The organism is Ruegeria sp. CDSC042 (assembly GCF_059610745.1).
Window position 1 is genome coordinate 231,550 of sequence record NZ_JBXWOF010000003.1, and the last position, 26,339, is coordinate 257,888.

The following is a 26,339-nucleotide window of genomic DNA, read 5'->3' on the forward strand; positions in this document are numbered from 1 at the left end:
TCTACATATATTGATCATGATTTCAGGCGGAAACGCTGGATTTTTCCGGTCGCGGTTTTGGGCAAACCATCGCAGAACCGGATCGAGCGCGGGTATTTATACGGGGCAATCATAGATTTCACATGAGCCTGAAGGGCTTCGCGCATAGCGTCATCAGCCGTACCTGAAGCCAGAATAACATGTGCTTGGACAATATGACCCCTCTCAGCATCTGGGACGCCGATCACCGCGCATTCCGCAACGGCTTCATGCGCCAGAAGTGCGGCTTCGACTTCGGGTCCGGCTATGTTGTATCCGGCCGAGATAATCATGTCGTCATTGCGCGCAGAAAAATGAAAATACCCCTCTGCGTCCCGATAAAAGCTGTCACCAGTGATATTCCACCCATCTGTCACATAACCCGCCTGCCGCTTATCATTCAGATACCGGCACCCTGTCGGACCACGAACAGCCAGGCGTCCGATATCCCCAACTGCAGCTTCAGTTCCGTCTGGGTTTAGTACTTTGGCCTCATATCCGGTAACCGGCCTGCCGGTACTGGCTGGGCGGTGATCGTCAAACCGGTTTGAAATAAAGATGTGCAACATCTCGGTCGCGCCGATCCCGTCGAGCATTGGTTTGCCTGTCTTGGAAATCCACTCGTCATAGATTGGCTGCGGTAAGGTCTCGCCCGCCGACACAGCCGCACGCAGACTAGACAGATCTACACCGTCATCCATCGCCTGCAGCATGACCCGATAGGCGGTTGGCGCAGTGAAACAGACAGTCGCTTTGTATTTTTCGATTATCTCGATCATGCCCGCAGGCGAGGCTTGTTCTAACAGGGTTGCAGTCGCGCCGAACCGCAACGGAAACACCGCCAGACCACCCAACCCGAATGTGAAGGCCAAAGGTGGAGAACCAACAAAAACGTCCTCCGGAACGACCTGCAACACCTCACGCGCATAGCTGTCGGCAATGATCAGAATATCTCTGTGAAAATGCATGGTGGCCTTGGGCTCACCTGTCGAGCCGGAGGTGAAACCCAACAAGGCCACGTCGTCGCGCCCGGTTTTAACGCAATCGAACTGTACCGGTTTTTCAAGTGCTAGACGATCAAGCTCGGCATCGTGGTTTGAAGTTCCGTCGAACCCGACAACCCGCTGCAGGAACCGGCTATCACTGGCGCAGGACTGCATTTCGTCGATCAGCCGGGTATCACATAATGCAAACTGGATTTCCGCCTTATCGACAGTTTTCATCAGTTCTGCAGCGCGCAACATCGGCATAGTATTGACGACAACCGCTCCCACCTTGGTTGCGGCAAGCCAGCACGCAACCATTGCCGGATTGTTAGCCGATCGGATCAGCACCCGGTTTCCCGGCTCGACCCCCAAGTCATCGACCAATACATGTGCCAGCCTGTTGGTCCAGTCGCTGAGCTCTTTATATGTTCGTTGCCGACCATTGCCGATCAAAGCGGTATGATCACCAAAGCCCTTGGCAACCATGGCATCGGTCAGCTCATATGCTGCATTCACATGATCGGAATATGCAAAACCCGCCAACAGGAAGTCGGGCCACTGATCCTGGGGGGGCAGGTTATCGCGGCTGAACGTGTCGGTATGTGCAGACGGTCCAAGCATCACCTTCCCTCCATGTGCGCGGCCATCGTCTGACGTGCAATAATTACTTTTTGAACGTCCGAGGCGCCCTCGTAGATGCGCAAGGCACGGATTTCTCGGTACAGAGATTCTACCGCCATCCCAGAACGCACCCCGTCGCCACCAAACAACTGAACCGCCTTGTCGATAATCAACTGCGCCTGATCGGTAGCAAACAGCTTGGCCATCGCCGCCTCACGTGTGATGCGCGCCGCTCCGCTGTCCTTGGCCCACGCTGCCCGATAGATCAAAAGCGCCGAAGCATCGACATCTAATGCCATCTCGGCGATGTGTCCCTGCACCATCTGCAAATCAAACAACGGGGCGCCTTGCACCTGCCGTTCCGATACCCGTGTCAGCGCCTCATCCAGCGCGCGTCGTGCAAATCCCAGCGCAGCGGCGGCCACCGTCGGGCGGAACAGGTCCAGCACAGACATTGCAATACGAAATCCTGCGCCAGCTTGACCGATCATCGCGCTAGCCGGCACACGCAAATCATTGAAACGCAACGTCGCCAATGGGTGTGGCGCGATTGTGTCCAGTCGCCCGACAACTTCGAAACCCTTCAGATCAGGAGTGATGATAAAAGCTGACAACCCTTTGGCCCCGGGTGCCTCGCCAGTACGGGCGAACAGGGTGTAGACATCTGCGATACCCCCGTTCGATATCCATGTCTTTTCACCATTCAGGACAAAGTCGTTGCCATCACGGATAGCCGTCATTGTCGAATTTGCCACATCCGACCCCGATTGAGGTTCAGTCAATGCAAAGGCCGCGATAGCCTGACCAGAGCGCGTTTGCGGCAGCCAATGCGCCTTTTGGCCTTTTGAGCCGAACAACGAGATCGCACCGGTTCCAAGCCCCTGCATTGCAAAGGCGAAATCGGCCAACCCATCATGGCGGGCAAGTGTTTCACGGCTGAGGCACAGCGTCCTGACATCCAAATGGCCGCTTTCGTCCGAAGTAGGCTGCAGCAGCCCTGCGTCGCCCAGCTGGCGGACCAGATCGCGACAAGCCTGGTCCGGGTCGCCATGGTCAATAGCTAGTCCCCGAGCGACGTCTTGCACCCGATCCGCCCAGCCCCGGTGATGAGGGTCAAAGAATGGCCACGAAAGAAAGCTCTGATCTGCCATCAATCGCCCTCGAATACTGGTTTGTCTTTTGCAACAAAGGCCTTGTAGGCGCGTTCAAAATCTCCGGTTTGCATACAGATCGCCTGGGCCTGCGCCTCTGCTTCGATTGCCTGTTCGATCGACATAGACCACTCCTGCGCCAGCATGGTCTTGGTCATCATATGCGCAAAATTGGGGCCAGCCACGATACGGTCAGCCAGAGATTGCGCGGTAGCGTCAAGCTCGGATGGATCAACCACCGCATTGTAGAACCCCCAGGAAAGCCCCTCATCAGCGGTCATGCTGCGTCCGGTATAGAGCAGTTCGGCCGTACGCCCCTGCCCGATGATACGGGGTAGGATGGCGCAGGCCCCCATATCGCACCCTGCCAGCCCCACCCGCGTGAACAGGAATGCACATTTGGCCTGCGGGGTGGCGATACGCAAATCCGCAGCCATAGCGATGATGGCCCCGGCCCCCACGCAAATACCGTCCACTGCAGCAATCACCGGCTTGCCACAATTCACAATCGCCTTGACGAGATCTCCGGTCATTCGCGTGAAGAGCAACAGGTCCTTCATCTTCATGCGCGTTAGCGGACCGATGATATCGTGCACATCGCCGCCCGAGCTGAAATTGCCACCATTTGAGGCGAACACCACTGCATCCACCGCTTCTGAATAGACCAAATCCCTGAACCAATCGCGCAGTTCGGCATAGCTTTCGAAGGTCAAAGGGTTCTTACGCTCTGGTCGGTTCAGTGCAATCGTTGCAACCCGGTTCCGGATTTCGCAGCGAAAATGTTTGACGTCACTGGCCATCGATTTCCTCCGAAATAGTGAGCTCGGTTGTCAGAGTGCGGGCGTCCTCGGCGGAAAACTGGCCAAGCATATCGGATATCCACGCCTCATGCGCCGCAGCCTGACGTGCGAATTCCTCGCATCCTTTTTGTGTCATGCGCACGCGATGGGCACGACGATCCCCAGGCACAGGTACGCGCACGAGCAGGCCGTCATCAGCCAGCCGATCCACGATTCCGGTCACATTCCCGTTCGAAACGCGCAGCGCACCCGAGATTTCGCTCATCTTCAGCCCATCTTCGAACCTCGACAGGGCTGCCATCACGTCAAAACGCGGCAGTGTCGTGTCAAACTCTACTCTGAGGTTCTCTCTTAGTGCCGCCTCGATGCCACGCGTGGTCTTGAGCAGCCGCAGCCATAACCGCAACCTCTCTTTGGATGGATCTTCCAATGGTGCTTGAAGCGGGTTTGGGTTCATATCTCGCCTCCGGACAGGCTAAGCGCGTGGCCATTGACTGAATTTGCCGCATCCGAGCACAACCACCGCACGGCACCTGCTACGTCTTCGACCTGGATGAAACGACCCTGTGGGTTTATCTTTTTCAGGCTTTTCACCGCATTTTCTGAGCTCATTCCTGTCTTCTCGACGATGTTCGCAATCGAGCGATCCAACATCGGCGTTTCCACAAACCCCGGGCAAACCGCATTGACAGTGATGCCCGTCGCCGCAAGTTCGACCGCCAGAGACCGCGTCAGCCCGACCACCGCATGTTTTGTCGCACAATAGCCGGAAACATAAGGATAGCCCTTCAATCCGGCGGTGGACGCGATGGCAATCAGACGGCCCGTTCCAGCGGCTTGCATGTCAGGCAAAACCGCCTGCCATAGATTGAAAACACCCACCAGATTCACATCCGTCAGGGTCCGCAGATCATCGGCTGTCATCCGATGAAACGGAAGCGAATGGGCCGCGCCGGCATTCGCAATCGCTATTGAAATCGGGCCGCGTTCTGCCCGTGCTGTTTCAATAGCAGCTCGGACTTGCTTGTCATCGGTCACATCACAAAGGACATACGGCAAGGCTTGCTGCTGCAGCTTGGCCTCTGTACGGCCCAAAATGGTAACGGCTGCTCCGCCATTCGCGAAATCTTTGGCTATAGCCGCACCGACGCCGGTGCCGCCGCCGGTTATGACGACATGTTTCATACTTCACCCGCCGTTTCCGCCATGCGATCTGCCAGGCGCCAAGCCTGATCCCGTCCGGCCTCATAGGGGCGGGGCCAAGTTTCCTGCCGATCCCCCAACGCCGTAGCCGCGTGCAAGGTCCAGTACGGATCGTCCAGATGAGGCCGGGCAAGGCACACCAGATCTGCACGACCGGCCATGAGAATCGAATTTACGTGATCGGCTTCATAGATGTTCCCCACCGCCATAGTACTGATGCCGCATTCGTTTCTAATGCGGTCCGCGAAAGGGGTCTGGAACATACGGCCGTAAACCGGGTTAGCATCGGTCGAAGTCTGCCCGGCGGAAACATCCACTATATCTGCACCCGCCGCATCGAACATCGCCGCTATATCCACAGCTTGTTGCGGCGTCACGCCAGTAGGTCCGACCCAGTCATTGGCAGAAATGCGCACCGCCATCGGCTTATCTTTGGGCCAGATCGACCGCATAGCTGAAAAAACTTCAAGCGGATAACGCATACGGTTTTCAAGACTGCCCCCATACATGTCGTCGCGCGTGTTCGACAAAGGAGAGATAAAGGACGAGATGAGGTAGCCATGCGCCGCATGCAGTTCGATCATGTCAAACCCAGCACGATCTGCCATCCGGGTTGCGGTCACAAATTGGGACGTGACCCTATCCATATCTGCACGATCCATCGCGCTGGGCACAGCGTTACCGTCGGACCAAGGGATCGCCGAAGCTGATATCAAAGGCCAGTTTCTTTCCTTCAGCGGCTGGTCCATTCCTTCCCACCCGATGCAGGTTGAACCTTTGCGGCCCGAATGGCCGATTTGACAGCATATTTTGGCGTCGGTTTCCGCATGGACAAATTCGGTGAGTCGAGCCCATGCGGCCTCGTGTTCGGGCTCATAAAGCCCCGGGCATCCTGGGGTGATCCGGCCTTCGGCGCTGACACAGGTCATTTCGGTGTATACCAGCCCGGCGCCACCTTTGGCCCTTTCACCGTAATGGATCAGGTGCCAGTCAACCGGGCACCCATCAACCGCCTTGTACTGCGCCATGGGTGACACCACGATCCGGTTCTTCAACTGCATCCCCCGCAGGCGAAATGGCGCAAACATCGGGGGCCGGGCCGGACCATCAACCGCGCCCCCAGACTGTTGCATGAACCATGCCTCGGCATGCCCCAGCCAGTTGGCATCGCGTTGGCGCAGGTTCTCGTGGCTGATCCGCTGAGACCGTGTCAGCATCGCGTAATTCAACTGAACCGAATCCTGATCGAGGTAACGTTCGACATTCTCGAACCATTCGACCGAGTTCCGCGCTGCCGATTGCAGGCGCAACACTTCAAGACGACGCTCGTCCTCATACCGCGCGAAAGCCGCTTCAAGCGTAACTTCTTTATGGAGGAAGTCAGCCAGCGCTATAGCGCTTTCCAGTGCCAGCTTTGTTCCCGAGCCAATGGAAAAATGTGCAGTCGCTGCGGCATCTCCCAGCAATACCAGGTTTTTGTAACTCCATTTTTCGCACAAGACCCTAGGAAACCGCAGCCAGGCCGAGCCGCGGATATGACTGGCATTGCTCATCAAGGGATGGCCGCCCAAATGATCTTTGAAAATGTCTTCGCACAAAGCGATGGACTCTTGCTTGGTCATCTCACCAAACCCAAAAGCATCGAAGGTCTGTTGCGAGCATTCCACGATGAAAGTCGCCGTATCCCGGTCGAACTGATAGGCATGTGCCCAGACCCAGCCCTTTGGCGTTTCCTCAAAAATAAAGGTGAAGGCGTCGTCAAACTTCTGATGCGTACCCAGCCAGACGAACTGACACCGTCGTTGGTCTATATCGGGTCGAAAAACATCTGCGAACTCGGCCCGTGATTTGGAGTTCAGCCCGTCCGAAGCCACAACGACGTCGAAGTTCATCATATAGTCCGAGGCTGATGCCGCCTCGGTCTCAAAGCGCATCTCGACACCAAGCTCGCGCGCTCGGTCTTGCAAAATGAGCAGCAGTTGCTTGCGTCCGATCCCGCAAAATCCGTGGCCGCTGGACACGGTGCGCTGACCTTTATGCACAAGTGCTACGTCATCCCAATAGGCAAAGTGTTTACGTATCACCGCCGCGCTGGCTGCGTCATTGGCTGCAAGATTATCCAGCGTCTCATCTGACAACACGACGCCCCAGCCAAAGGTGTCATCCGGGCGGTTTCGCTCGATAACAACCACTTCGGCATCCGGATCGCGGAGCTTCATTGAAATCCCGAAATAGAGGCCAGCCGGCCCGCCGCCGAGACATGCAACACGCATCGTTACCTTCCCCCCATTCGCAGCTTTACCTGAAACGCTAGACCAGGTGGCGCATCCCTTCAAGTAAAAATATTTTATACTTGAAGTTTCTACATTCTGAATATCCATCCACAAAATCGCGACGGGTTGGTATTTTCCTGAGCCAAGCCAGCATCGGTTTGCCTGCGACAAAGCAATCAATCTCTGTAAGCGGTTACATTTCGCTTTCACCTGAACGGCGCAGAGCTTACACATATTTGCAAAATCAAATTTCAGGTTTGACAATGCCAAAGGCAAAAACTGCACCGACCCTGGAGGATGTTGCGAAACTCGCGGGCGTATCGACCGCCACGGTTTCACGTTGCCTCAATTCTCCGAGCCTGGTGGTGCAGGCTACGCGTGATCGGGTTCAGTCTGCCGTTGACGCTTTGGGATACACGCCAAATTTTGCCGCACGTGTTATGGCTGCCAGACGATCGCACACCATCGGCGCCATCATTCCCACCATGGAAAACGCGATCTTTGCGCGTGGACTTCAGGCCTTTCAGGAAGAGCTGCGCCAGCATGGCTATACCCTGCTTGTCTCTAGTTCGGCCTATCAGCCTGAGATCGAAGAAGAGCAGATACGCAACCTGGTCGCACGGGGGGCGGATGGGTTGCTGCTGATCGGGCATGATCGAGACTCGCGGATCTATGACTATCTCGCAAAGCGCAGGATTCCGGTTCTGATAGCGTGGTCGTTTCAGGCAGACGCACCAGTCCCTTCGGTCGGATTTGACAACCGTGCGGCCATGGCCGAACTGGCAAATCAAGTGATCAAGCTGGGTCACCGAACTCTGGGTATGATTTCTGGTGTCAGCACCGGAAACGACCGTGCCCGACTGAGGATCGAAGGGGTGCAAGAAGCAATGCGCCGCAACAACATCCCAAATGACCGGCTGACGATCGTAGAAACGCCATATGAAATCGAAAACGGGGCAGAGGCGTTTTCCCGTCTGATGTCTCGGCAAGATCGACCAACAGCGGTGCTGTGCGGGAACGATGTTCTGGCTATCGGTGCGTCGCGCCGGGCCAAGGAGATGGGGCTTAGAGTTCCTCAGGACGTCTCCGTCACAGGGTTCGACGATATCGAACTGGCGCAGATCACCGATCCAGGCTTGACGACCGTGCATGTCCCACATCGGGAAATGGGTCGACGGGCTGCGCTGGAACTGGTTGGATTGATCGAAAAGCCCACCGAAAGTTGCAATGTACAGTTGCGAACCAATTTGGTCGAACGCCAATCGCTGGGGCGACCCGGCTGACTTCAGGCGGCCTCGTTTTCCATGGTGCGAAACTCACCTTTCAACCAGGCGTGACTTGCGCACATCGGGTCGGTAAAATGTTGACGGATGAGCTTTCCCATCGCTCTCTGGATTAGCTTCGAAGTGGTCTCGGGGTATACGTCGGTCGTGAATAAAGACACTGTTCTTACAAAGTTTCGGCCGGGGAATGGCACCACCCGAACTTGGTCGTGAAATCTGTGGGCCCTATGAAAACTTGCGGCCGTGGTGATGGTCCAACCGGTGCCTTCAGCGACCAATCCTATGATCGACTGATTGCATTCCAGTTCGAACCTGTTGGGCAGATCAAATTTACCTCGCCTGAGCTGTATCTCAATTTGCTTGCCGATCACGTAATCACGCGAATAGCGCAGCAACGGCAATTCTGCGTTTGATGAAAACATCTCCTCGGGCATGCCACTGAACGCTCCGGGCAAAACAACGATAAAAGGGTCGCGCATCAACGGGTATTCGATCAGGCCCTCGGTCCGTTCGAACGGTCGGGTCGCCACCCCTGCATCCAGCTTGTGTTCCTGTAACTTGGCAATGATCTCATGGCTGGGGCGTGTGAAATGCCGAAAACTGCAGCGCGGCAAAGCATGCGCAAGAAACCGAAACAAGTCTGGCGAGATTTGATTGTCGAAATCATCAATCAGTGCCAGCCTCAAATCCGTCGCATGGCGCCAGTTACCCGACCGGATCTCCGCCTCGGCCTTTTTCAAAACGATCAGCCCATCGCGGACATGGCGCGCATAGACTTCACCGGCAGGTGTCAGACCCATTGGACGACGCCCGTGATCCACCAAATCAATGCCCAACGCGGTCTCAAGGCTTCGTAGATGATTGGAAACTGTGCTGATAGACAAACCGGTTTCCGATGCGACCTGTTGGATCGATCCTGACTTTGCGACCAACTGAAAAACTTCCAGCCAGCGGAGGCTTAGCGACTTTGGCACATTTACAGTCCGTTGTTTCGATTACATCAAAACTAGCGAAACAAAGAACGCCCCTCATTGCAATGAGGAACTTGCAACCCGTTCTGCGTCAAGCCCGGAGCCTGCTATGGTCCGGGTCATAGGGCGAAGGTGCGATCACCGTTGCGTTGACCCGTATTCCACAGTGATCCAACTCTATCTTGCACCCGATTTCTGCAAGTGACGGATCGACAAATCCATGGGCAAGATTGAGGCCGGTGCGATGTCCCCACTCGCCCGAGGTGATTGTTCCGACAATCGTGTCACCCAGCATCAGCGAAGCCCCGGCATGGGCAGATCCCTGTTCGGTTTCCAACCGGAGCGGCACGAGTTTTCTGCGCGGCCCATCAGCATCACGGTTCAGCAGGGCATCGCGCCCGATGAAGTCGCCCTTTTCCAACCTCACAAACCGATTCAGACCTGTTTCAAAAGGATCAAACTCGGTGATCAAATCAGCCTTCCAGTGCAGGAACGTCTTTTCCATCCGCATGGAATCGATCGCCCGAGCGCCAAACAGCTTGAGGCCGAAGCGCTCTCCAGCCCGCCGCAGCGCCAGATATGCGCTATAAAGCGAAGGGTTGGGAACGTGGATTTCATATGCAAGTTCGCCAGAAAAACTTACCGCCATCACCGTTGCCTGAGCGAACCCAACAAAGCACTCCCTGACGCTCAGCCATGGAAAAGCCAGCGGGGACCAATCACCGCGCGCGCAGGACGCCAGCACATCACGTGATTTCGGGCCGGCAAGGATCAGAATGGTGTAGTCGTTGGTCAGACTGCGTAAATGCACGTCTTCATCGGGGTGGCGGTTCTGCTTTAGCCAATCCATATCGTGGAATTCACTTGCCGCCGCCGAGCCATACCAGACCCGGGCAGGGCCGCGATCGCTGGCGGGCAGGTTCGCCACAGTCGCTTCGGCTTTGACCATTCCGTGGTGGTTCAAAAGATAGCCCAGCCCAACCCTGCCGTCGCGACGCGTGACGGCACCACAAAACAGCCGGTCCAGAAAAGCATGCCGATCCGCCCCGGTGATCTCGATACGGTTGAAGCCATTCACTTCGGACAGGCCGACATTGGACTGAACATTTGCCACCTCGGCCGCGACTAGATCAAAGGTTTCGTCAAAATCGAAACTGAGGGTTGGTTCAAAACCGGGGTCAGGCTTGATGTAATCCACCCGCTCCCATCCATTGACGACGGTGAATTCGGCCCCCTCAGCCGCCAGAACCGGCGTCAGCGCCGTGGTCTTGGCAGGCCTTCCTGCGGGGCGGTGTTCATGGGGAAGATGAAAGCGGAACTCGTTCTGATAATCCTCAACTGCCTTCAGCGCCGTCAATTCCACATTCGCGTGGCCAGTGAACCGGCGCGGGTCCAGGCACCAGGTGTCATAACAGGCCTCTCCATGCACAATCTGCTGGGCCAACAGCCAACCATGGCCACCGCCCTCACCCAACCCCGCCCGCAGGCCGATGATACAGAAGGCGTTGCGCTTGCCCGGGATCGGCCCGACAAGCGGCGCACCATCAATCGTGTAGGTGATCGGCCCGTTGACGATGGTGTGAATTCCGGCCTCCAACAGCGCAGGCATCCGGGCAAAAGCGCCCTCCAGCACATCCGACACTCGGTCCAGATCGTCCGGGCACAGAGCATTGACAAAGTTTGGATCGATCCCGTCCATGCCCCAGGTTTTGCAGTCCTGCTCATAGAACCCCAGCAAGAGGCCGTTCTTCTCTTGCCGGCAATAGAAATCGCTGATTGGGCAGCGCAGCAAAGGCATTCTGTGGCCCGCGTCACGGATTGCCGGAATCTCGTCGGTCAGGAAATACTGATGCTCCATCGAGGCGACGGGGTGGTGTATCCCCATCATGGCGCCCACTTCGTTTACACGATATCCGCAGGCATTCACCACGATGTCACAGTCGATATCACCGTGTTCGGTCTGCACCGTCCAGGTGTCATCCTTGTGTTGGGTCAACCCGACAACCGGGGTATTCCGGTACACCTCGGCCCCGGCCAAACGTGCGGCCCGGGCCAACGCCTGACACAGCTGAGCCGGATCAATATCCCCGTCCAAAGGATCCCACAGCCCGCCAATTAGGTTTTCGGTCGAGATCAGAGGGTGCCGCCGAGCGCATTCTTCGGCATCAATAACCTCGAAATGGACATCCATACCCCGGGCCATCGAAGCGAAATGTCGGTATCCCTGCATTTGCGCTTGGGTGTTCGCCAACCTGATTCCGCCGTCACCATGGTGGTAATTGATGGGATAGTCGGGATTCGCAGACAGGTCTTGGTACAGTTTGATCGAATGGGATTTCAGTCCAACCATGGTCTGGTTTGTTCCAAAATTCGTCACCTGCGCGGCTGAATGCCAGGTGGTACCAGAGGTCAACTCGTTTCGTTCGACCAGGACGACATCTGCCCATCCTTCTTGCGTCAGGTGATACAGAGTTGAGCACCCTGCGATCCCGCCACCAATTACCACTACTTTTGTCCGCGACTTCATTGGCTTTGCTCCTCTGAACCCCAATAGGTTTTGCTGAAAACGGGTCTTCGCAACAGCTTACGAATGGCTTGTGCTGAAAAATCGAAACTACGATTGAGGATTCTGAAAGGCGCATTTCCCTTTTGCAGAGACTCCGCATCGCCCTTTACGGTTCCGGGACTTCTGACATGAAAAGGATTGGGCGTTGTCAAAGGGCAGTAAAAGAAGCGGTCGAAATGCGCGTCTTGCGCAACGCGCAGCAGAGCCCGCCATAGATCCGTGCCCCCCCGGGCAAGCCGGTGGTCGCTTTCAACCTTTGACACAATCCGAAGTCAAACAAATATACAATACCGCCTTAAGGCTTCTGGAAACTCTCGGCATGGGCGAGGTCCCGGACAGGCTGGCCAACGATCTGCGGTTAGCCGGTGCACAATCCGGACAGCAAGGGCGGCTGCTATTTCCTCGAAACATGGTTGAAGACGCTATTGGGTCCGCTGCCAAGACTTTCTCGTTTCATGGCCGGGACGAAGCGCGCTCGATCGAAGTGGGCGGAAATCGTGTGTTCTTTGGTACCGGCGGTGCGGCGGTGCAGACGCTGGATCTGGAGAGCGGCCACTATCGCCCGTCCACGCTGGCCGATCTGCATGATTTCACGCGGCTTCAGGATACGCTGGCCAATGTCAGCTGGTTTACGCGCTGCTGTGTCGCGACTGATCTGCCAGATGTTTTCGATCTGGACGCGAACACGGTTTACGCTCTGGTTCGCAATACCACCAAACCGATTGCCACGTCGTTTACCCTTGCCGAACATGTGGCCCCGATCGTCGAAATGCTCGACATCGTTGCAGGCGGGCCAGGCGAGTTTGCCAAGCGGCCGTTCCTGAAAGCCCACATAAGTCCGGTGATTTCACCACTGCGTTATGGCGAAGATGCGGTGGACGTTGTCTATGAATGTATCGCCCATAATATCCCGATGTCCTGCATTACCGCTGCACAGGCAGGCGCCACCGCCCCTGCAACACTTGCCGGGTTTCTGGCGCAATCTTTGGCCGAGACACTGGCCAGCCTTGTTATGGTCAATGCGATCAAACCCGGCTTTCCGATGGTGTTTTCCAACTGGCCTTTCATCGTCGATTTGCGCACCGGTTCTTTCGCAGGCGGCAGCGGTGAGACCGCCATCCTGAACGCGGCGTCGGCGCAGATCACCAACGCGCTGGGGCTGCCTTCGGGTGTGGCCGCCTCGATGACTGATGCGAAAGCTGTCGACGCACAGTACGGAGCCGAGAAAGGAATGACCTCGCTGGCTGCAGCGCTGGCTGGCGGCAATCTGATCTACGAAAGCTCGGGCATGACCGCATCCTTGCTGGGCGCCAGTTTCGAAGGGTTCGTTCTTGACGACGAAATGCACTCTCACACCTATCGCGCTTTGCGCGGCATCGAAGTGACCGACGAAAACCTGGGATTCGACGCCATTTGTCATGCGGTACTAGGCGACGGTCATTTTCTGGGAAGCGCCCACACCTATGCTGCGATGGAACGGGACTACTTCTATCCAGCGCTGGCTGACCGGAACGAACCCCGGACATGGCAGACCGAAGGGGCCGCAGATGCGTGGACTGTTGCCCGCCGGCACGCAAAGGACATCCTGGCACGACATCATCCGCAATACCTGACCGAAGAACAGGACGCTGAAATCCGCAGACGGTTTCGCATTCTCTATTAGACTTACGTCGACCAACTCTAGCCAGTAGGCTTGCAGCACATACACTCAGATGAGGCCCTCATGACAAATCCCTTCTTTCAGCCGGTCTCGGCAATGGAGCTTGCGCGTTTCGCTGGTGTCCCCACGTTCATGCGCCTTCCCGAACTGACCCCCAAGGACGACCGGATCAACGAAGTTGATATTGGGATCATCGGGATCCCGTGGGATGGCGGCACCACAAACCGCCCAGGCGCCCGGCATGGGCCTCGGCAGTTGCGCGACTTTTCCACCATGATCCGGGCAATGAACCCGGTCACCGGGGTTGCGCCGTTTTCGATGGTGAATTGCGCCGATCTGGGTGATGTCGCGCCGAACCCGGTGGACATCGAAGACACCATGAACCGAGTCACGTCTTTCTATGACGATCTGACCGAACGGGGCATAACGCCGCTAACCGCGGGCGGCGACCACCTGACCACCCTGCCCGTCTTGCGCGCTCTGGCCAAGTCGGAGCAGTTAGGCCTTATTCAATTCGACAGCCACACCGACCTGTTCGACAGCTATTTCGGTGGCTACAAATACACCCATGGCACACCGTTTCGTCGTGCCGTTGAAGAGGGCCTTGTGGACCCCAAGCGCTTTGTCCAAGTCGGCATACGCGGGACGGCCTATAACACAGACGATATCGATTGGGCCGAGGCACAGGGCATCCGCATCATCCGCATCGAAGAACTGTTCGACCGCGGCATTGACGATGTCATGGCGGAGGTGCGGGAGATCGTCGGAACAGGTCAGACCTATTGCACCTATGACATCGACTTTGTGGACCCCACCTATGCCCCCGGTACCGGCACGCCAGAGATCGGCGGGCCGAACAGTTTTCAGGCGCAGCAGGTGATCCGCCAGTTAAGCGGCGTCAATCTGGTCGGCGCTGATCTGGTTGAGGTCGCGCCCCCCTTCGATGCCGCTGGGGGCACGGCCTGGCTGGGCATCTCACTGATGTTCGAGCTACTGTGTGTTCTGGCACAGGCCGTAGACGCCCGCCGCTAACCGGTGTTTTCGGCAATCATCGAGATCATCTCGAACATCACCGCCGCCGCGGTCAGGGCGGTGATGTTGTTGGGGCTGTCCTTAGTCGGCATCATGCAAACAACGTCACCGCCGACAATGTTCAAACCGCGCGCGGCACGCAGGATACCCACGGCCTCATCAATATCGAACCCCTTTTCGCCCGGTTCCAGATTAGAAACCGCCGGAGCGATTGTCGGATCAAGGCAATCCAGATCGAAGGTAATATAGACCGGTCGTTCGCCTAGAACCTCTTTGGTCTGCGCCACTACATCTGCAAGCCCGCGCTGACGGAATTCGCGCATGGTGACGATGTTGTACCCATAGTCGTAAGAAGGCTGCAGCCAGTCCAGGCTGCGCGGATGGCCTCGCAGGCCGATTTGCATCGAACGGGCTGGATCAACCTGCCCCTGATCGGCCAGATAAGCCCCCCAATGGGCTGCCGATTTCTTTGCACCCAAAAAGTGATCGACCTTTGTAAACACATCCGTATGGGCATCCAGATGCAGAAAACTAATCGGCTCTCCTCCGGCCAGCTTCCCACATCCCAGCGCCTGTACGATCCCGCCGGTAATGGAATGGTCACCGCCAACGGATACCGGGCGCGCACCTGCCGCATCTATGTCCTTGTAAAAGGCGGTAATGCGTTCGATGCAGTCTTCGTTGTCGTTGGCGCGCGGAAAGGGTACATCGCCGACATCGGCAATCTTGGCGCGGCTCCAGGGGTCGATCTCAAAAACCGAATGGACCCTGCGCTGTACCGCCGAGACATTCCGCAAGGCGCGCGGGCCCAGATGCTGATCCCTTTCGGTTGTCCCGTTTCCGGTCGAATGCGGCACACCGACAAGTGCAATATCCTGCCCCTCGGGTCCGATATTGGGACAGCGGAACATCGTCGGTATGCCCCACCAGTACAAATTGTCCATCATGGACTGCTCATAGCGGTCGACCATTTCTTCCTCCGGTAAAAAAAAAGCCCCCGGCTTGGGCCGTGGGCATAGAAGTTCAGATTCTTTCGTCTTCTCGCCGGAATGCGCCCTGAACAATACGGTCCATGACCATAGCAAGGAACAAAATGGCAAAGCCGCCCAACAGGCCGGGCCCCTTGGCTGCGTATTGCAACGCCTCAAGGATTTCCTTGCCCAGCCCTCCGCCACCGATCAGCGAAATGATCACCACCATCGATAGGCACATCAGGATGGTCTGGTTCACCCCGGTCATGATCGACGGCAAGGCCAGAGGTATCTCGACATCCTTCAACAGCTGCCATTTCGAAGCCCCAAAGGCCACTGCAGCCTCTTTGATACTGTCGGGCACTCCGCGCATGCCCAGCGCGGTCAGTCGGATGACCGGCGGCATGCCAAAGATGATCGTGGCTAGAATGCCGGGCGGGTTGCCGGTGCCAAAGAAGGCGATAATCGGGATCAGATAGACGAAGGCCGGCAAAGTCTGCATCAAGTCCAGCACGGGCTCTGCCGCGCGGTAGGCACGCCTGGACTTGCCAAACCAAATGCCCAGTGGAATGCCAAAAACAACGCATAACAGCACCGCCGCACCGACCAGCGCCACGGTTTCCATCGCCACATCCCAATATCCCAGCAAGGCGATATAGGCCAATGAAGACGCCGTGAAGATCGCCACTCGGGGGCCTGCAGCCCGCCAAGCCGTCACACATATCACCAGCATCACAACCGGCCAAGGCGACCCGATCAGCGCAATGGTCAGGGCATCCAGAACCGACCGAACCCCAGCGACAATCCCATCGAATACGTCCCCGCCAGCAAGAGCGGCCGCATCTATCTGCGCCTCCATCCAGCTTGCAAGGTTTGAAAACAGGGTCCCGCCGCCCTCACCCAATATCAGTGCGGACACTTCTTTTTCGGGGAATGCATCCAACATGGCCAGCGAGGCATTGACCGTGAATTTGTAGACGATCAACGGCCCAATCGCCGCAACAAGCACAGCCCCCAGCACCATATTTCGCCTGGACTGGCCACTTTCGGTACTGTCCGGATCGGTCCGCCATTTTGAATACTGTTTTTCATAGACGCGGTCGGCATAGAAGCCCTGTGCCAGTTTGAAGACCAGCAGCATCAGCAATCCGGTGATCATGATGCTCAGCGCTTCAGACTGCGCGGCCGCGGCTTTTCCAAAGCTGGCATCGGCGGCTTTCTGTATATTCGCTGCCAGCTTGGTGAAACGGTCAATATCGGCCTTCTCTGTCGCATCGGCCGCCCGCGCCAGCAGCTCGTCGGCGCGTGCCTGCTGACGTTCGGCACGTTCCACCATGTCAGCGCCCGGATTGCCCCAGGCACCACGCCCGATCTGAACCCAAGCGATGATTTCCAGGATCAGGAAGGTCCAGAACATCCCCCAGATAGCTCGTGATGCTGACCACAAAGGCCCCAGAACCGCGGCCCAGAGATTGAACGTATTCGGAACCGCGCTGGTTGCATCATGGATCTTGTGAAACGCCTTGACGTAATAGTCCCCGTTCGGACCAGCAAACTCGTGAATGGACCGATCCAGTGCCTCATGGTCGACCTCGATATCCGAGGCGGCGGTGACTTTCACTTCGGTGGTTACATCAGTCATTTTTGCCCCCCTGAATTCCGCGCAACAGGCGCGGTTTGGTCACGACGCCCACGTCCTGTCCTGCATCGGTGATGATCACCGGCAGGTCCGTGTCGACAGCCAGGTCGATCAACTGATCCAGATCGGCCCCCTCATCCGCGCGCGGCGCGCCGTCGGTCGGGCCGGAATAGCTGTCCAGTGGCTCCATGATTGAATGCGCCTTGACAAGTTTCAGTTTGGAGATGCCCTGAACAAACTCGCGCACATAGTCATCAGCCGGATTCATCACGATGTCTTCCGGTGTGCCAATCTGAACGATGACACCATCTTTCATGATCGCAATCCGGTGGCCAATGCGGATCGCTTCGTCCAGATCATGGGTGATGAACAACGTCGTCTTCTGCAACTGAGCGACCAGCGCTTTGAACTGGTCCTGCAACTGCAGCCTGATCAGCGGATCGAGCGCAGAAAAGGGCTCGTCCATTAACAGGATTTCCGGATCAGAGGCCAGCGCGCGGGCAATTCCAACACGCTGCTGCATCCCGCCCGACAATTCTTTGGGCAGGCGATCTTCGTACCCGGTCAGGTCCACCAGACCCAGCGCATGGTCCGAGACTGCCCAGCGCTTGGATTTGGACACTTTTCGAATTTCCAAAGGATAGGCCACATTGTCTCTGACAGATCGGTGCGGCATCAGCGCCATATGCTGGAAAACCATCCCGATCTGCTGCGCGCGGATACGGCGCAGCTCAGCCTCGGATATTTTGGATACGTCCTGGCCCAGAATCTCGATCTTGCCTGAGGTCGGCTCGATCAAGCGGTTCACGTGGCGCACCAGCGTGGATTTCCCGGATCCCGAAAGACCCATAATGCAGAAGATTTCGCCGCGCGGGACTTCGAAAGACGCACCCTGTACGCCGACCACACAATTATACCTTTCAAGAACTTCAGGCTTTCCAATCCCTTCATCCCGTACTGCGGTCATGGCCTCCTCTGCCCGCGCACCGAAAATCTTCCAGACATCTGTCAGCTTAACGACTGTTTCGGTCATACTTGCCCCTTCAATGCAAAACAGGCCGCCAGGCATTCCCGGCGGCCTATCTGTAATTCAGTTCCGAGCGTTACCGATCACTCTGACATCCAGTTCAGAACCGCATCTTCGTTCGCACCGACCCATTCTTCGGCATATGCGAGCGGCTCTTTGCCATCTATGACAAGCGCATAAGTCATGGCCGAGACAGCGGCAGTATCCAGTTTCATGTTGGACAACAGCCGAGCAACCTCGGGGTACTCATCCTCAAGAGATTTGGCATAGTGAAGGTGCAGATAGGCCAAATCCCAGGCGACACCTGCTTCGGATTTCTCCAGCCAATCCGGATCATCCGTGGGCTGCAGGACATTCCATTTTGCCGCGTCATAGGCTGGCTCTTCCAGGATCTGAAGATCATGCAGTTCAAACACGTAATGCGGCGTATAGCAGAAACCCACCCAAGGCTCACCCGCTTTGATCGCGTTATCAAGGTTCGCATAGGCGACGGTTTCGTCTATCTCGGTCAGTTCCATGACTTGGTCATAGCCATATGATTTGGCCCGGATTTTCTCGACATTGGTCGACGCCCAGCCGGGGGCACCGATCCATACTTCGCCCTGCCCGTCGCCATTGCTGTCGAACAGTGCCGCGATGTCAGGATTGGTCAGGTCGTCAATGGACCGGATATCATTGGCATCAGCGGTCGCCTTGTCGACACACATTCCCTGAAATGCCTCAACGCCATTGGAATTGAAGGTAACTGTACCCTTTTCGGTTACATAGGTGTCATGCAGGTTCTGCTGGTTCGGCATCCACACTTCGGGGTGTACGTGCATGGCGCCGGAATCCATCGCCTCGAACACGATCGGGTTGGTGCCATTCTGAAGCTCGACCTCTAGCCCCAGATTTTGTTCGATCGCAACCTTTAGAATGTGCGCTGTCGCATTTACCGATGGCCAGTTCGGCACACCGATCACAATGTCAGCAGCAAAAGCAGGCACGGCGACCATCATCGACGCGCCTCCCAGTAACATAGTGAGTTTGTTCATATTATTTCTCCGTGTTGGACGTTCGAGGCGCTGTTCTTCTTACCCTAGGGGCAGCGGTGAGCCTGTCAAACGATATCGGGATGAGGTTCCATCCCCCTTTCTTAGCCAGTTACCGGGCGCGCCGGTGTGACATGAAAATTCAAACATGCCGACATATAGCCCATCAAGAGCAAGATGCCACAAATCGATATATGCGGCTTTCTCGCAGGTTAGTTTCGGTTTATTCTGATCTTGATCGATATGACGCCTGAAATAGGTGCAGCCGATTCTTGAGTGGGCTTGTCTGCCATCAATATCCCCTAAGCGGCGCCATCTCAGACAAGGGCACAGATTTTATCCAGTCAGTCCTCAGATCCCAGTACAAGATCCTGCTTCAGGATGAAGTCCCCAAACGCGTCCGTCAGCGTTTGAAAGCGCGAGCGTTGCGAGACATAAAGATACACCTGCCTTTGATCTTCGAGATCAGCTATAGGACGGAAGACGATAGCCTCAGGAAGAGACCGTGCAACGGTTTGCGGCAAAACCGTCACCCATTCCTCGGTGCGCACCAATGCGATCAGTGAATGGGTGTTCTGAATGGTCACACCGGCCTTCGAAATCGCCGCGTGAAACCGCGGGGACTGAACCAGATCGCACAGAGCATTGCGTATGAAGGGAACCGAAGCCACCTGTTCGATGGTTGGCATCTCCGATTGCTGTGCCAGCGGGTGAGCAGCCGTGCAAACCACCCCAAACCTGTCTTCGAACAAGGGCGTGGCTGTGACCCCGTTTAGCGCAAGATATCCGGATGCAATGCCGATATCCGCTTTTCCTTGCACAACCGCGTCCAGTACCTGCTGTGTATCGGTATCGCGGAGCTCGATCCTGATATCGGGGAAATGGCTATTCATGTGACTCAGCACCTTGGGAAAGGCAAGAGCCGCCACCGACGGCACAGACACGATCCGCAACAGGCCGTACTCTGCGCTGGCTATTGCCTCGATATCCTGAACTGTTTGATCGAACTGTCTGACCTGCTTCAAAGCCAAATCATGAACCTGCCGACCCACTTCTGACAGTCGATTTTTGCGCTCTCCCTCGAACAGCTTCTTACCCAGGTGCTCCTCAAGCTGCTTCAGCGTCATCGACACCGCCGATTGCGTTCGTCCAAGACGGTCGGCGGCCTCGGTCAGATTACCAGTCTGCACAACCGTGCAAAAACTGCGCAGTGTTTCAATCTTGATCGCCATACTTCAGTTTTTCTGCAATTTGTTTCATTTAATTGAGTTTGACTGATGTTCGCCAAAAAATCCATCCTAGGTCAAATGAAATCGCACTGGGGCGTAACGTGACACAACTGAATCTGATTGCTGGCGAATGGCTGGCAGGTGAGTCTGAAATCGAAAACCGCAATCCTTCGGACCTGAGCGATCTGGTCGGCATGTTTGCACAGGCCAGCGCTGACCAGCTTGAAGCGACGCTGGATCAAGCCCGTGTTGCACAGGCTGAATGGGCCGCCTATGGCATCGAACGGAAGCAAGCCGTTCTGAACGCTATCGGCAATGAAATGATGGCCCGGGCCGAAGAACTGGGTACGCTCTTGGCGCGCGAAGAAGGCAAGCCGCTGGCCGAAGGCAAAGGCGAAGTGTTCCGCGCCGGGCAGTTCTTTACCTACTACGCAGCTGAATGCCTGCGTCAAATCGGTGAGAACGCGGATTCTGTGCGCCCCGATATCGAAGTAGACGTTCGCCGCGAAGCTGTCGGCGTTGTCGCCATCATCAGCCCATGGAACTTCCCTACCGCGACTGCCTCGTGGAAGATTGCTCCAGCACTGTGCTATGGCAACGCGGTTGTGTGGAAACCCGCCAACATCACCCCGGCATCCGCTGTCGCACTGACCGAAATCATCGAACGTCAGGACATCCCCAAAGGTCTGTTCAGTCTGGTCATGGGTTCGGGGCGCAGCATCGGGCAACGCCTGGTCGAAAGCCCCAAGGTCAATGCAATTTCCTTTACCGGGTCAGTCCCGGTCGGCAAGGGTATCGCAGCAGCCGCCATCCAGAACCTGACCAAAGTTCAGATGGAAATGGGATCAAAAAACGCGCTGGCTGTGATGGACGATGCCGATCTGGATCTGGCCGTTACTCTGGCATTGGGAGGAGCGTTTGGCGGCACCGGACAGAAATGTACGGCGTCTTCGCGCCTTGTTGTGCATGCGGGTATCCATGACGCGTTTGTCGAAAAGCTGGTGGCCGGTGCGCAAGCGATGAAGGTCGGCCACGCGCTGGAGGAAGGCGTGCAGATGGGTCCCGTCGTCAGCCAACAGCAGCTGAGCGAAAACCTGGCCTATGTTGATCTGGGCAAATCCGAAGGGGCCGAGCTGGCCTGTGGCGGAACCCGGCTGGAGATGCCTCATGACGGGTTCTACATGTCGCCGGGCGTGTTTCTGAACACCAACAACGACATGCGCATCAACCGCGAAGAAATGTTCGCGCCCCTGACCAGTGTCATCAAGGTTGGCAGCTATGACGAAGCGCTGAGCGTCGTCAACGACACCAACTTTGGCCTGACCTCGGGCATCGTGACCAAATCGCTGGCCCGCGCCACGCATTTCCGTCGCAATGCGCGCACTGGTGTTGTGACTGTGAACCTGCCCACTGCAGGCACCGATTACCACGTGCCTTTTGGCGGCCGCGGCGACAGCTCTTACGGGCCGCGCGAACAGGGTAAGGCTGCGGCCGAGTTCTATACCACGGTCAAAACCGCCTATATCAGCGCGGGCCCCGTGTGATGCGGATCGACGGGCTACAATATGCCAACTGGTCGGAAAAGATTTTCCGCCAACTGCGTGACGGGGGCGTGGACGCGATCCACGTCACCATCTCGTACCACGAGAACTTTCGCGAAACGGTACTGAATTTCGAGAAATGGAACCGCTGGTTCGAACAATACCCGGACCTGATCATGAAAGGGCGCTGGGCCAGCGATATCGATACGGCTCGTAAAACGGGCCGGACGGCTGTGTTCTTTGGCTTTCAGAACCCCTCGCCCATCGAAGACGATATCGGGCTAGTCGAAATCCTGCACGATCTTGGCGCCCGTTTCATGCAGCTGACCTATAACAACCAGTCCTTGCTGGCGACCGGCTGTTATGAGGCCGAAGACACAGGCATCACCCGTATGGGCAAGCAGGTGATCAAAGAGATGAACCGCGTAGGTCTTGTAGTGGACATGAGCCATTCGGCGGACCGTTCCACCATCGAGGCCGCTGAATTGTCCGAGCGTCCCATAGCCATCACACACGCGAACCCGTATGATTGGTCGCCCGCGCTGCGTAACAAGCGCGACGATGTCATTCGTGCGGTGACGGAAAACGGCGGGATGCTTGGCTTTTCGGTTTATCCTCACCATCTGAAAGATAAATCCGACTGCACGCTGGACAGTTTTTGCGAGATGATCGCACGCGCCGCCGACAAATACGGCGCGCAGCATCTGGGGATCGGCACAGACCTGTGTCAGGATCAACCCGACAGCATTGTGGAATGGATGCGGGTTGGCCGCTGGACCAAGGAAATCGACTATGGCGAGGGATCCGCTTCGGCACCAGGCTTTCCGCCCATGCCGGGCTGGTTTCAGGACAACCGAGATTTTGGGAACATCGAACAAGGGTTACGCGCGACCGGCCTGAACGATGACGAAGTGGCCGGGATCATGGGCAGGAATTGGTATCAGTTCTTCGCCGAGAACTTCGTCCCACAAGGGTAACACTATGAATACACGCGTGCAGACTGAAAATGTCAGACGTGATCCCGCGATGGTCATGCGGCTGTCGCGGCTGGGATCGCTGCATCAATGCCGTCTCAGCTTTATGCGGCAACTGACCCGCCGTATGGCGCAGGAAAACTGGAGTTTTTCCCGCCCTGCGTTCGAGATTGACGAACACGGCGTCGGCCATGCGGTCTATACCGCGCAAGGCCCTGATCACGCATATTCTCTTGTGGCGTTTGCCCATGATCTGCCGCCCGAAAAACGCTCGGACCGGGTCATCGCCGAGGCCTGGGATGCCACCTTCGCGCTATTTGACGGCATTCCGACGGCGGATGATATTCACCGCCTGTCGCAAAACGTACCAGTGCAAGAGGCCGGGCGCGTCAGCGAGTCAGAACTGTCATTGTCGCGCGCCAACCGGTCAGTCCGCCTGTGGGCACATGTGGTCGACCGTCTGGCCGCTGGTCAACAACCTGATCTGGAACAGATTTATCAGGTTGGCTACCTGATGCGGACAACCGCCGTGTATGGTTCCGGCAAGTTTGGGGCTGCAGATCGCGAGAAAACAGCCAGTCGCCCCGAGGTCAACGGCCCGTTCCAGACCGAGATGTTGTCGGTCTACCTGACCCGGACCTTTGTGCGCGATCTGGTGCAGCATATGGCCCAAGTGAAGGGCGGCGATCAAACTGCGCAGTTAGATCCGCAGATCGCCAGTTGGCTCGGCATTGGCAATTCCACAGGTCTGGGCATGGCCCCGTTCATCGTCAACCATCCGATCTTGTTCAATAACTGGATCATGGCGCGAGAGGAGGCCATCGCCCGTGTACGGTCGCTCTTGACCGCCTCGGAAGATGAGGCCCGTCAATTCCGTGGCATCTATGATCGTAGCAAACTCTCGATGTCCTGGTGGCAGTCTGAGCACCCGGTCCAGCGCGATAAGCTGGCGGCGCTCAACAACGATCTGCAGGCAATCTCTGGGTATCTGGACAGGGATGATCTGACGCAGAACCAACCCTGGGATCGGTTGATCCTGTGGTCGCAATCCGCGCTGAGCGAGGAGGGCCAGGAACTGCTCGCCTCGCTTATCCTTGAGCCCTATGGCGAATTGGTCGATGGGCTGAGCTGTTGTATGGCCGACAGCAATTCAAGTGCCCATGTGATTGATGGATCAATGTCGGTAGGCGCTGCGCGCGATCTGATCAGTAACAGTTTTGGCTGGGCCTTGGATCTGGATTGGAACGCAGCGGAAAACTGTGCGCGGGCCTGGTATGTCTCCGAGGAGAAGCTGGAGCCGCGACTGGGTGAGCGCTTTGAGGAACCGATATCCGGTTACGAACAGCCCCTTGCCCCGGCCCGTGACGCCGCGATGGCGTATAAGGCGCTTGCCGAATGGGATACTCGCTCCTCCGTTGCAGAGTTTCTGCTGCGCCATCCTGAACATCGCCACACCCTGCGCCGCGCTCAAATGAGCCGAGTAGCCCCCTATGGTGAAATCCACGACAACACGATTAGCGCCACTGTCCTGCCTATCGACATGCTGCGGGCCAAGCTGTCGTTTTTTGGGGCAACCCATTTTGACCCCCGGTCGGACCGCTGGGTGCGGATCTGCATGTATTCCGGCGCACCATATCCTGATGAGCTAACGCCGGAAAATGCCGATCTGTGGGTTTATCCGGAGTTGCCGCAATGACCTATTCACTGAACGAGATCGAAGCCACCTCTAAACGCGCTGCCCGAGGGGCAGGGTATGCCTGGGGTCTGGCAGAAGAGGCCGCCAAAGCCACACGCTGGTTGTGCGGGCAAGGGCTGAACGGGACGGCAGAGCTGGCCCACCTGCTGGACTTGGGTTTGGCTGCGGCGCCGGCAGATCACAGACCAGATGCGATGCAGGGCCCATGGCAGGGCAAGGGCGCTTTGTGCCCTCTGGCCACTGGCACCTTGCTGTCGGATTGTGCCGAACAGCTGCGCGCCGGACCGGTTGAGATGGCCAACATTGCAACCCCTGCCCTGTTACTGCCCTTTGCTGCCTATGCGGCACGTGAACTCAAGGGCTGTGTGGTGCTTGATTGTGATGGGCATCTGGCGGCATGTGATGGGTATTCCGTGTCGACCCCAGATACCTTACCCGCCCAGGCGCGCAGGGTGGTGGTTTCGCTGGGGGAACAGCGCACAGGCCCCCGCCCACATCAGACCCGCGCCGCCCCGACTGATCAGGCTTGGGCAACGCTGAATCGCTTTGCCCACCGCACCTATGCCCCCGCAACCGAGGAATCCCGCCTGCTGGGTGCAGGGGCCGGGCTTTCTGATAATGACTGATGAGGTACTGATTTGACCGAGACCCGGACCCTTACTCTGAACGAAATCGAAGACCTGTCGTTTCGCGCGCTTGTTGCTGCGGGGACTTCACCGGAAAACGCCCGCCCGCTGGCGGTTGCGACCGCGGCAACCGAGGCGGACGGCGTGGCAAGCCATGGGCTGGCCTATATCCCGATCTATTGTGAGCATGTCCAATGTGGCAAGGTCGACGGGCTTGCCAAACCGGTCATGACACGGCCCAAGCCAGGTGTAGTTACCGTAGATGCCGCAACCGGATTTGCCCATTCAGCCATCGATCTCGGGTATGAGACGCTGATCACCGCTGCGCGCGAACAGGGCGTTGCCGTGCTGAGCATCTGCAACAGCTATAACTGCGGCGTGCTGGGCTATCACACCTATCGTCTGGCACAGGCCGGGCTTGTCGGGCTTGGTTTTACCAACGCGCCAGCCTCGATCGCGCCATCGGGTGGCGCAAAGCCGGTTGTAGGGACCAACCCCTTTTCCGTTGCCGTACCCGGTACAGATGGGCAACCCGCCCTGCTGATCGATCAAAGCGCCAGCACAATCGCCAAGAGCGAGGTCATGAAACATGCCAGAGAAGGAAGGCCGATCCCCGTTGGGTGGGCATTGGACGCCGAGGGCAACCCGACCACTGATCCCAATGTGGGCCTCAAGGGCTCCATGGCACCTTCTGGTGGGTACAAGGGCGTCGGTGTGGCCCTTCTGACCGAAGTTATGGCGGCCGCTCTTACAGGGGCCACTCTGGGCATCAACGCCTCGCCCTTTTCCGGAACCGCTGGCGGTCCGCCCAAGACCGGACAGTTTTTCATTGCAATCGACCCTGTGGCGACATCGTCGTCGGGTGGCTTTGCTCAGGCCATCGAGGAACTCGTCGGCGCCATTCGATCGCAAGACGATGCACATTTGCCTGGCGATGGCCGACGCGCAAAACGCGTCGCATCGGCCACACAAGGCGTGGCTGTAAATATTGCGACCCTTGAAAAGATCGAGACCATCTTGGGATAAGCCGGTTTTCTTAGT

The 26,339-nt window shown here is 57.0% G+C and carries 21 protein-coding genes; 8 read left to right on the plus strand and 13 right to left on the minus strand.

Annotated elements, in window-relative coordinates; all coding sequences use genetic code 11:
• Positions 1-14: 14 nt before the first annotated feature.
• Genes AC2FHX_RS08855 through AC2FHX_RS08880 form a run of 6 tightly spaced genes read right to left on the minus strand, consistent with a single transcriptional unit; the run spans position 15 to position 7,052 of the window.
• Complete coding sequence (locus AC2FHX_RS08855) at positions 15-1,625, minus strand: AMP-binding protein (RefSeq protein WP_496678005.1); 1,611 nt, start codon at positions 1,623-1,625, stop codon at positions 15-17.
• Positions 1,625-2,776 carry an acyl-CoA dehydrogenase family protein gene (locus AC2FHX_RS08860; RefSeq protein WP_496701249.1) on the minus strand — a complete coding sequence of 384 codons (1,152 nt, stop codon included), beginning with the start codon at positions 2,774-2,776 and terminating at the stop codon, positions 1,625-1,627. The genes AC2FHX_RS08855 and AC2FHX_RS08860 overlap by 1 nt, the downstream gene beginning before the upstream one ends.
• Positions 2,776-3,576: an enoyl-CoA hydratase family protein gene (locus AC2FHX_RS08865; RefSeq protein WP_496701251.1), complete on the minus strand. Its 801-nt coding sequence runs from the start codon at positions 3,574-3,576 to the stop codon at positions 2,776-2,778. Before AC2FHX_RS08865 ends, AC2FHX_RS08860 begins: the two co-directional genes overlap by 1 nt.
• Positions 3,566-4,033: a MarR family winged helix-turn-helix transcriptional regulator gene (locus AC2FHX_RS08870; RefSeq protein ID WP_142637787.1), complete on the minus strand. Its 468-nt coding sequence runs from the start codon at positions 4,031-4,033 to the stop codon at positions 3,566-3,568. The genes AC2FHX_RS08865 and AC2FHX_RS08870 overlap by 11 nt, the downstream gene beginning before the upstream one ends.
• Entirely contained in the window at positions 4,030-4,761 is a 732-nt protein-coding gene (locus AC2FHX_RS08875) for an SDR family NAD(P)-dependent oxidoreductase (RefSeq protein WP_271949996.1), read from the minus strand. The genes AC2FHX_RS08870 and AC2FHX_RS08875 overlap by 4 nt, the downstream gene beginning before the upstream one ends.
• The gene (locus AC2FHX_RS08880) at positions 4,758-7,052 is read right to left on the minus strand and encodes a bifunctional salicylyl-CoA 5-hydroxylase/oxidoreductase (RefSeq protein WP_496701253.1); all 2,295 of its coding nucleotides are present in this window, start codon (positions 7,050-7,052) and stop codon (positions 4,758-4,760) included. Before AC2FHX_RS08880 ends, AC2FHX_RS08875 begins: the two co-directional genes overlap by 4 nt.
• 263 nt (positions 7,053-7,315) lie before the next feature.
• On the opposite strand from AC2FHX_RS08880, the gene AC2FHX_RS08885 reads away from it, so the two are divergent.
• The gene (locus tag AC2FHX_RS08885; RefSeq protein ID WP_142637781.1) at positions 7,316-8,335 is read left to right on the plus strand and encodes a LacI family DNA-binding transcriptional regulator; all 1,020 of its coding nucleotides are present in this window, start codon (positions 7,316-7,318) and stop codon (positions 8,333-8,335) included.
• A 2-nt stretch (positions 8,336-8,337) separates the two neighbouring features.
• Here the strand turns inward: AC2FHX_RS08885 and AC2FHX_RS08890 are convergent, their stop codons facing one another.
• Together AC2FHX_RS08890 and AC2FHX_RS08895 are read right to left on the minus strand one after the other, a co-directional pair.
• Positions 8,338-9,309, minus strand: coding sequence for a LysR family transcriptional regulator (locus tag AC2FHX_RS08890; RefSeq protein WP_271949993.1), 972 nt, complete (start codon positions 9,307-9,309; stop codon positions 8,338-8,340).
• Positions 9,310-9,397: 88 nt separating this feature from the next.
• On the minus strand, positions 9,398-11,833 hold the full coding sequence (locus AC2FHX_RS08895; RefSeq protein WP_496701254.1) for a GcvT family protein: 2,436 nt from the start codon (positions 11,831-11,833) through the stop codon (positions 9,398-9,400).
• 184 nt (positions 11,834-12,017) lie between these two features.
• On the opposite strand from AC2FHX_RS08895, the gene AC2FHX_RS08900 reads away from it, so the two are divergent.
• Both AC2FHX_RS08900 and speB read left to right on the plus strand, forming a co-directional pair.
• Positions 12,018-13,535, plus strand: coding sequence for a trimethylamine methyltransferase family protein (locus AC2FHX_RS08900; protein ID WP_496701256.1), 1,518 nt, complete (start codon positions 12,018-12,020; stop codon positions 13,533-13,535).
• Positions 13,536-13,595: 60 nt separating this feature from the next.
• The gene (gene speB, locus AC2FHX_RS08905; protein WP_496701257.1) at positions 13,596-14,564 is read left to right on the plus strand and encodes an agmatinase; all 969 of its coding nucleotides are present in this window, start codon (positions 13,596-13,598) and stop codon (positions 14,562-14,564) included.
• Here the strand turns inward: speB and AC2FHX_RS08910 are convergent.
• The 5 genes from AC2FHX_RS08910 to AC2FHX_RS08930 all read right to left on the minus strand — a co-directional run bounded on the left by AC2FHX_RS08910 (position 14,561) and on the right by AC2FHX_RS08930 (position 20,464).
• The gene (locus AC2FHX_RS08910) at positions 14,561-15,535 is read right to left on the minus strand and encodes an arginase family protein (RefSeq protein WP_496701259.1); all 975 of its coding nucleotides are present in this window, start codon (positions 15,533-15,535) and stop codon (positions 14,561-14,563) included. The two genes, speB and AC2FHX_RS08910, sit on opposite strands and share 4 nt — an antisense overlap.
• Before the next feature lie 52 nt (positions 15,536-15,587).
• Positions 15,588-17,177 (minus strand): ABC transporter permease, encoded by a 1,590-nt coding sequence (locus tag AC2FHX_RS08915; RefSeq protein WP_496678012.1) that lies wholly within the window; start codon positions 17,175-17,177, stop codon positions 15,588-15,590.
• On the minus strand, positions 17,170-18,207 hold the full coding sequence (locus tag AC2FHX_RS08920; protein ID WP_142637767.1) for a quaternary amine ABC transporter ATP-binding protein: 1,038 nt from the start codon (positions 18,205-18,207) through the stop codon (positions 17,170-17,172). The genes AC2FHX_RS08915 and AC2FHX_RS08920 overlap by 8 nt, the downstream gene beginning before the upstream one ends.
• A gap of 77 nt (positions 18,208-18,284) precedes the next feature.
• Positions 18,285-19,235: an ABC transporter substrate-binding protein gene (locus AC2FHX_RS08925; RefSeq protein ID WP_142637765.1), complete on the minus strand. Its 951-nt coding sequence runs from the start codon at positions 19,233-19,235 to the stop codon at positions 18,285-18,287.
• 341 nt (positions 19,236-19,576) lie between these two features.
• On the minus strand, positions 19,577-20,464 hold the full coding sequence (locus tag AC2FHX_RS08930; protein WP_142637763.1) for a LysR family transcriptional regulator: 888 nt from the start codon (positions 20,462-20,464) through the stop codon (positions 19,577-19,579).
• Positions 20,465-20,562: 98 nt separating this feature from the next.
• On the opposite strand from AC2FHX_RS08930, the gene AC2FHX_RS08935 reads away from it, so the two are divergent.
• Genes AC2FHX_RS08935 through AC2FHX_RS08955 form a run of 5 tightly spaced genes read left to right on the plus strand, consistent with a single transcriptional unit; the run spans position 20,563 to position 26,324 of the window.
• Entirely contained in the window at positions 20,563-22,005 is a 1,443-nt protein-coding gene (locus AC2FHX_RS08935) for an aldehyde dehydrogenase family protein (protein WP_496692979.1), read from the plus strand.
• On the plus strand, positions 22,005-22,979 hold the full coding sequence (locus AC2FHX_RS08940) for a membrane dipeptidase (protein WP_142637759.1): 975 nt from the start codon (positions 22,005-22,007) through the stop codon (positions 22,977-22,979). The genes AC2FHX_RS08935 and AC2FHX_RS08940 overlap by 1 nt, the downstream gene beginning before the upstream one ends.
• Positions 22,980-22,983: 4 nt before the next feature.
• Positions 22,984-24,672: a hypothetical protein gene (locus AC2FHX_RS08945; RefSeq protein ID WP_496701262.1), complete on the plus strand. Its 1,689-nt coding sequence runs from the start codon at positions 22,984-22,986 to the stop codon at positions 24,670-24,672.
• Positions 24,669-25,298: a DUF3726 domain-containing protein gene (locus AC2FHX_RS08950; protein WP_496701264.1), complete on the plus strand. Its 630-nt coding sequence runs from the start codon at positions 24,669-24,671 to the stop codon at positions 25,296-25,298. The genes AC2FHX_RS08945 and AC2FHX_RS08950 overlap by 4 nt, the downstream gene beginning before the upstream one ends.
• Before the next feature lie 12 nt (positions 25,299-25,310).
• Positions 25,311-26,324, plus strand: coding sequence for an Ldh family oxidoreductase (locus AC2FHX_RS08955; protein WP_496701266.1), 1,014 nt, complete (start codon positions 25,311-25,313; stop codon positions 26,322-26,324).
• Positions 26,325-26,339 lie beyond the last annotated feature (15 nt).

Bases quoted from the DNA above. Each gene is read 5' to 3' on its own strand.
- AC2FHX_RS08855 (WP_496678005.1), bottom strand. From the start codon at position 1,625: ATGCTTGGACCGTCTGCACATACCGACACGTTCAGCCGCGATAACCTG.
- AC2FHX_RS08860 (WP_496701249.1), bottom strand. From the start codon at position 2,776: ATGGCAGATCAGAGCTTTCTTTCGTGGCCATTCTTTGACCCTCATCAC.
- AC2FHX_RS08865 (WP_496701251.1), bottom strand. From the start codon at position 3,576: ATGGCCAGTGACGTCAAACATTTTCGCTGCGAAATCCGGAACCGGGTT.
- AC2FHX_RS08870 (WP_142637787.1), bottom strand. From the start codon at position 4,033: ATGAACCCAAACCCGCTTCAAGCACCATTGGAAGATCCATCCAAAGAG.
- AC2FHX_RS08875 (WP_271949996.1), bottom strand. From the start codon at position 4,761: ATGAAACATGTCGTCATAACCGGCGGCGGCACCGGCGTCGGTGCGGCT.
- AC2FHX_RS08880 (WP_496701253.1), bottom strand. From the start codon at position 7,052: ATGCGTGTTGCATGTCTCGGCGGCGGGCCGGCTGGCCTCTATTTCGGG.
- AC2FHX_RS08885 (WP_142637781.1), top strand. From the start codon at position 7,316: ATGCCAAAGGCAAAAACTGCACCGACCCTGGAGGATGTTGCGAAACTC.
- AC2FHX_RS08895 (WP_496701254.1), bottom strand. From the start codon at position 11,833: ATGAAGTCGCGGACAAAAGTAGTGGTAATTGGTGGCGGGATCGCAGGG.
- speB (WP_496701257.1), top strand. From the start codon at position 13,596: ATGACAAATCCCTTCTTTCAGCCGGTCTCGGCAATGGAGCTTGCGCGT.
- AC2FHX_RS08910 (WP_496701259.1), bottom strand. From the start codon at position 15,535: ATGGTCGACCGCTATGAGCAGTCCATGATGGACAATTTGTACTGGTGG.
- AC2FHX_RS08915 (WP_496678012.1), bottom strand. From the start codon at position 17,177: ATGACTGATGTAACCACCGAAGTGAAAGTCACCGCCGCCTCGGATATC.
- AC2FHX_RS08920 (WP_142637767.1), bottom strand. From the start codon at position 18,207: ATGACCGAAACAGTCGTTAAGCTGACAGATGTCTGGAAGATTTTCGGT.
- AC2FHX_RS08925 (WP_142637765.1), bottom strand. From the start codon at position 19,235: ATGAACAAACTCACTATGTTACTGGGAGGCGCGTCGATGATGGTCGCC.
- AC2FHX_RS08930 (WP_142637763.1), bottom strand. From the start codon at position 20,464: ATGGCGATCAAGATTGAAACACTGCGCAGTTTTTGCACGGTTGTGCAG.
- AC2FHX_RS08940 (WP_142637759.1), top strand. From the start codon at position 22,005: ATGCGGATCGACGGGCTACAATATGCCAACTGGTCGGAAAAGATTTTC.
- AC2FHX_RS08945 (WP_496701262.1), top strand. From the start codon at position 22,984: ATGAATACACGCGTGCAGACTGAAAATGTCAGACGTGATCCCGCGATG.
- AC2FHX_RS08950 (WP_496701264.1), top strand. From the start codon at position 24,669: ATGACCTATTCACTGAACGAGATCGAAGCCACCTCTAAACGCGCTGCC.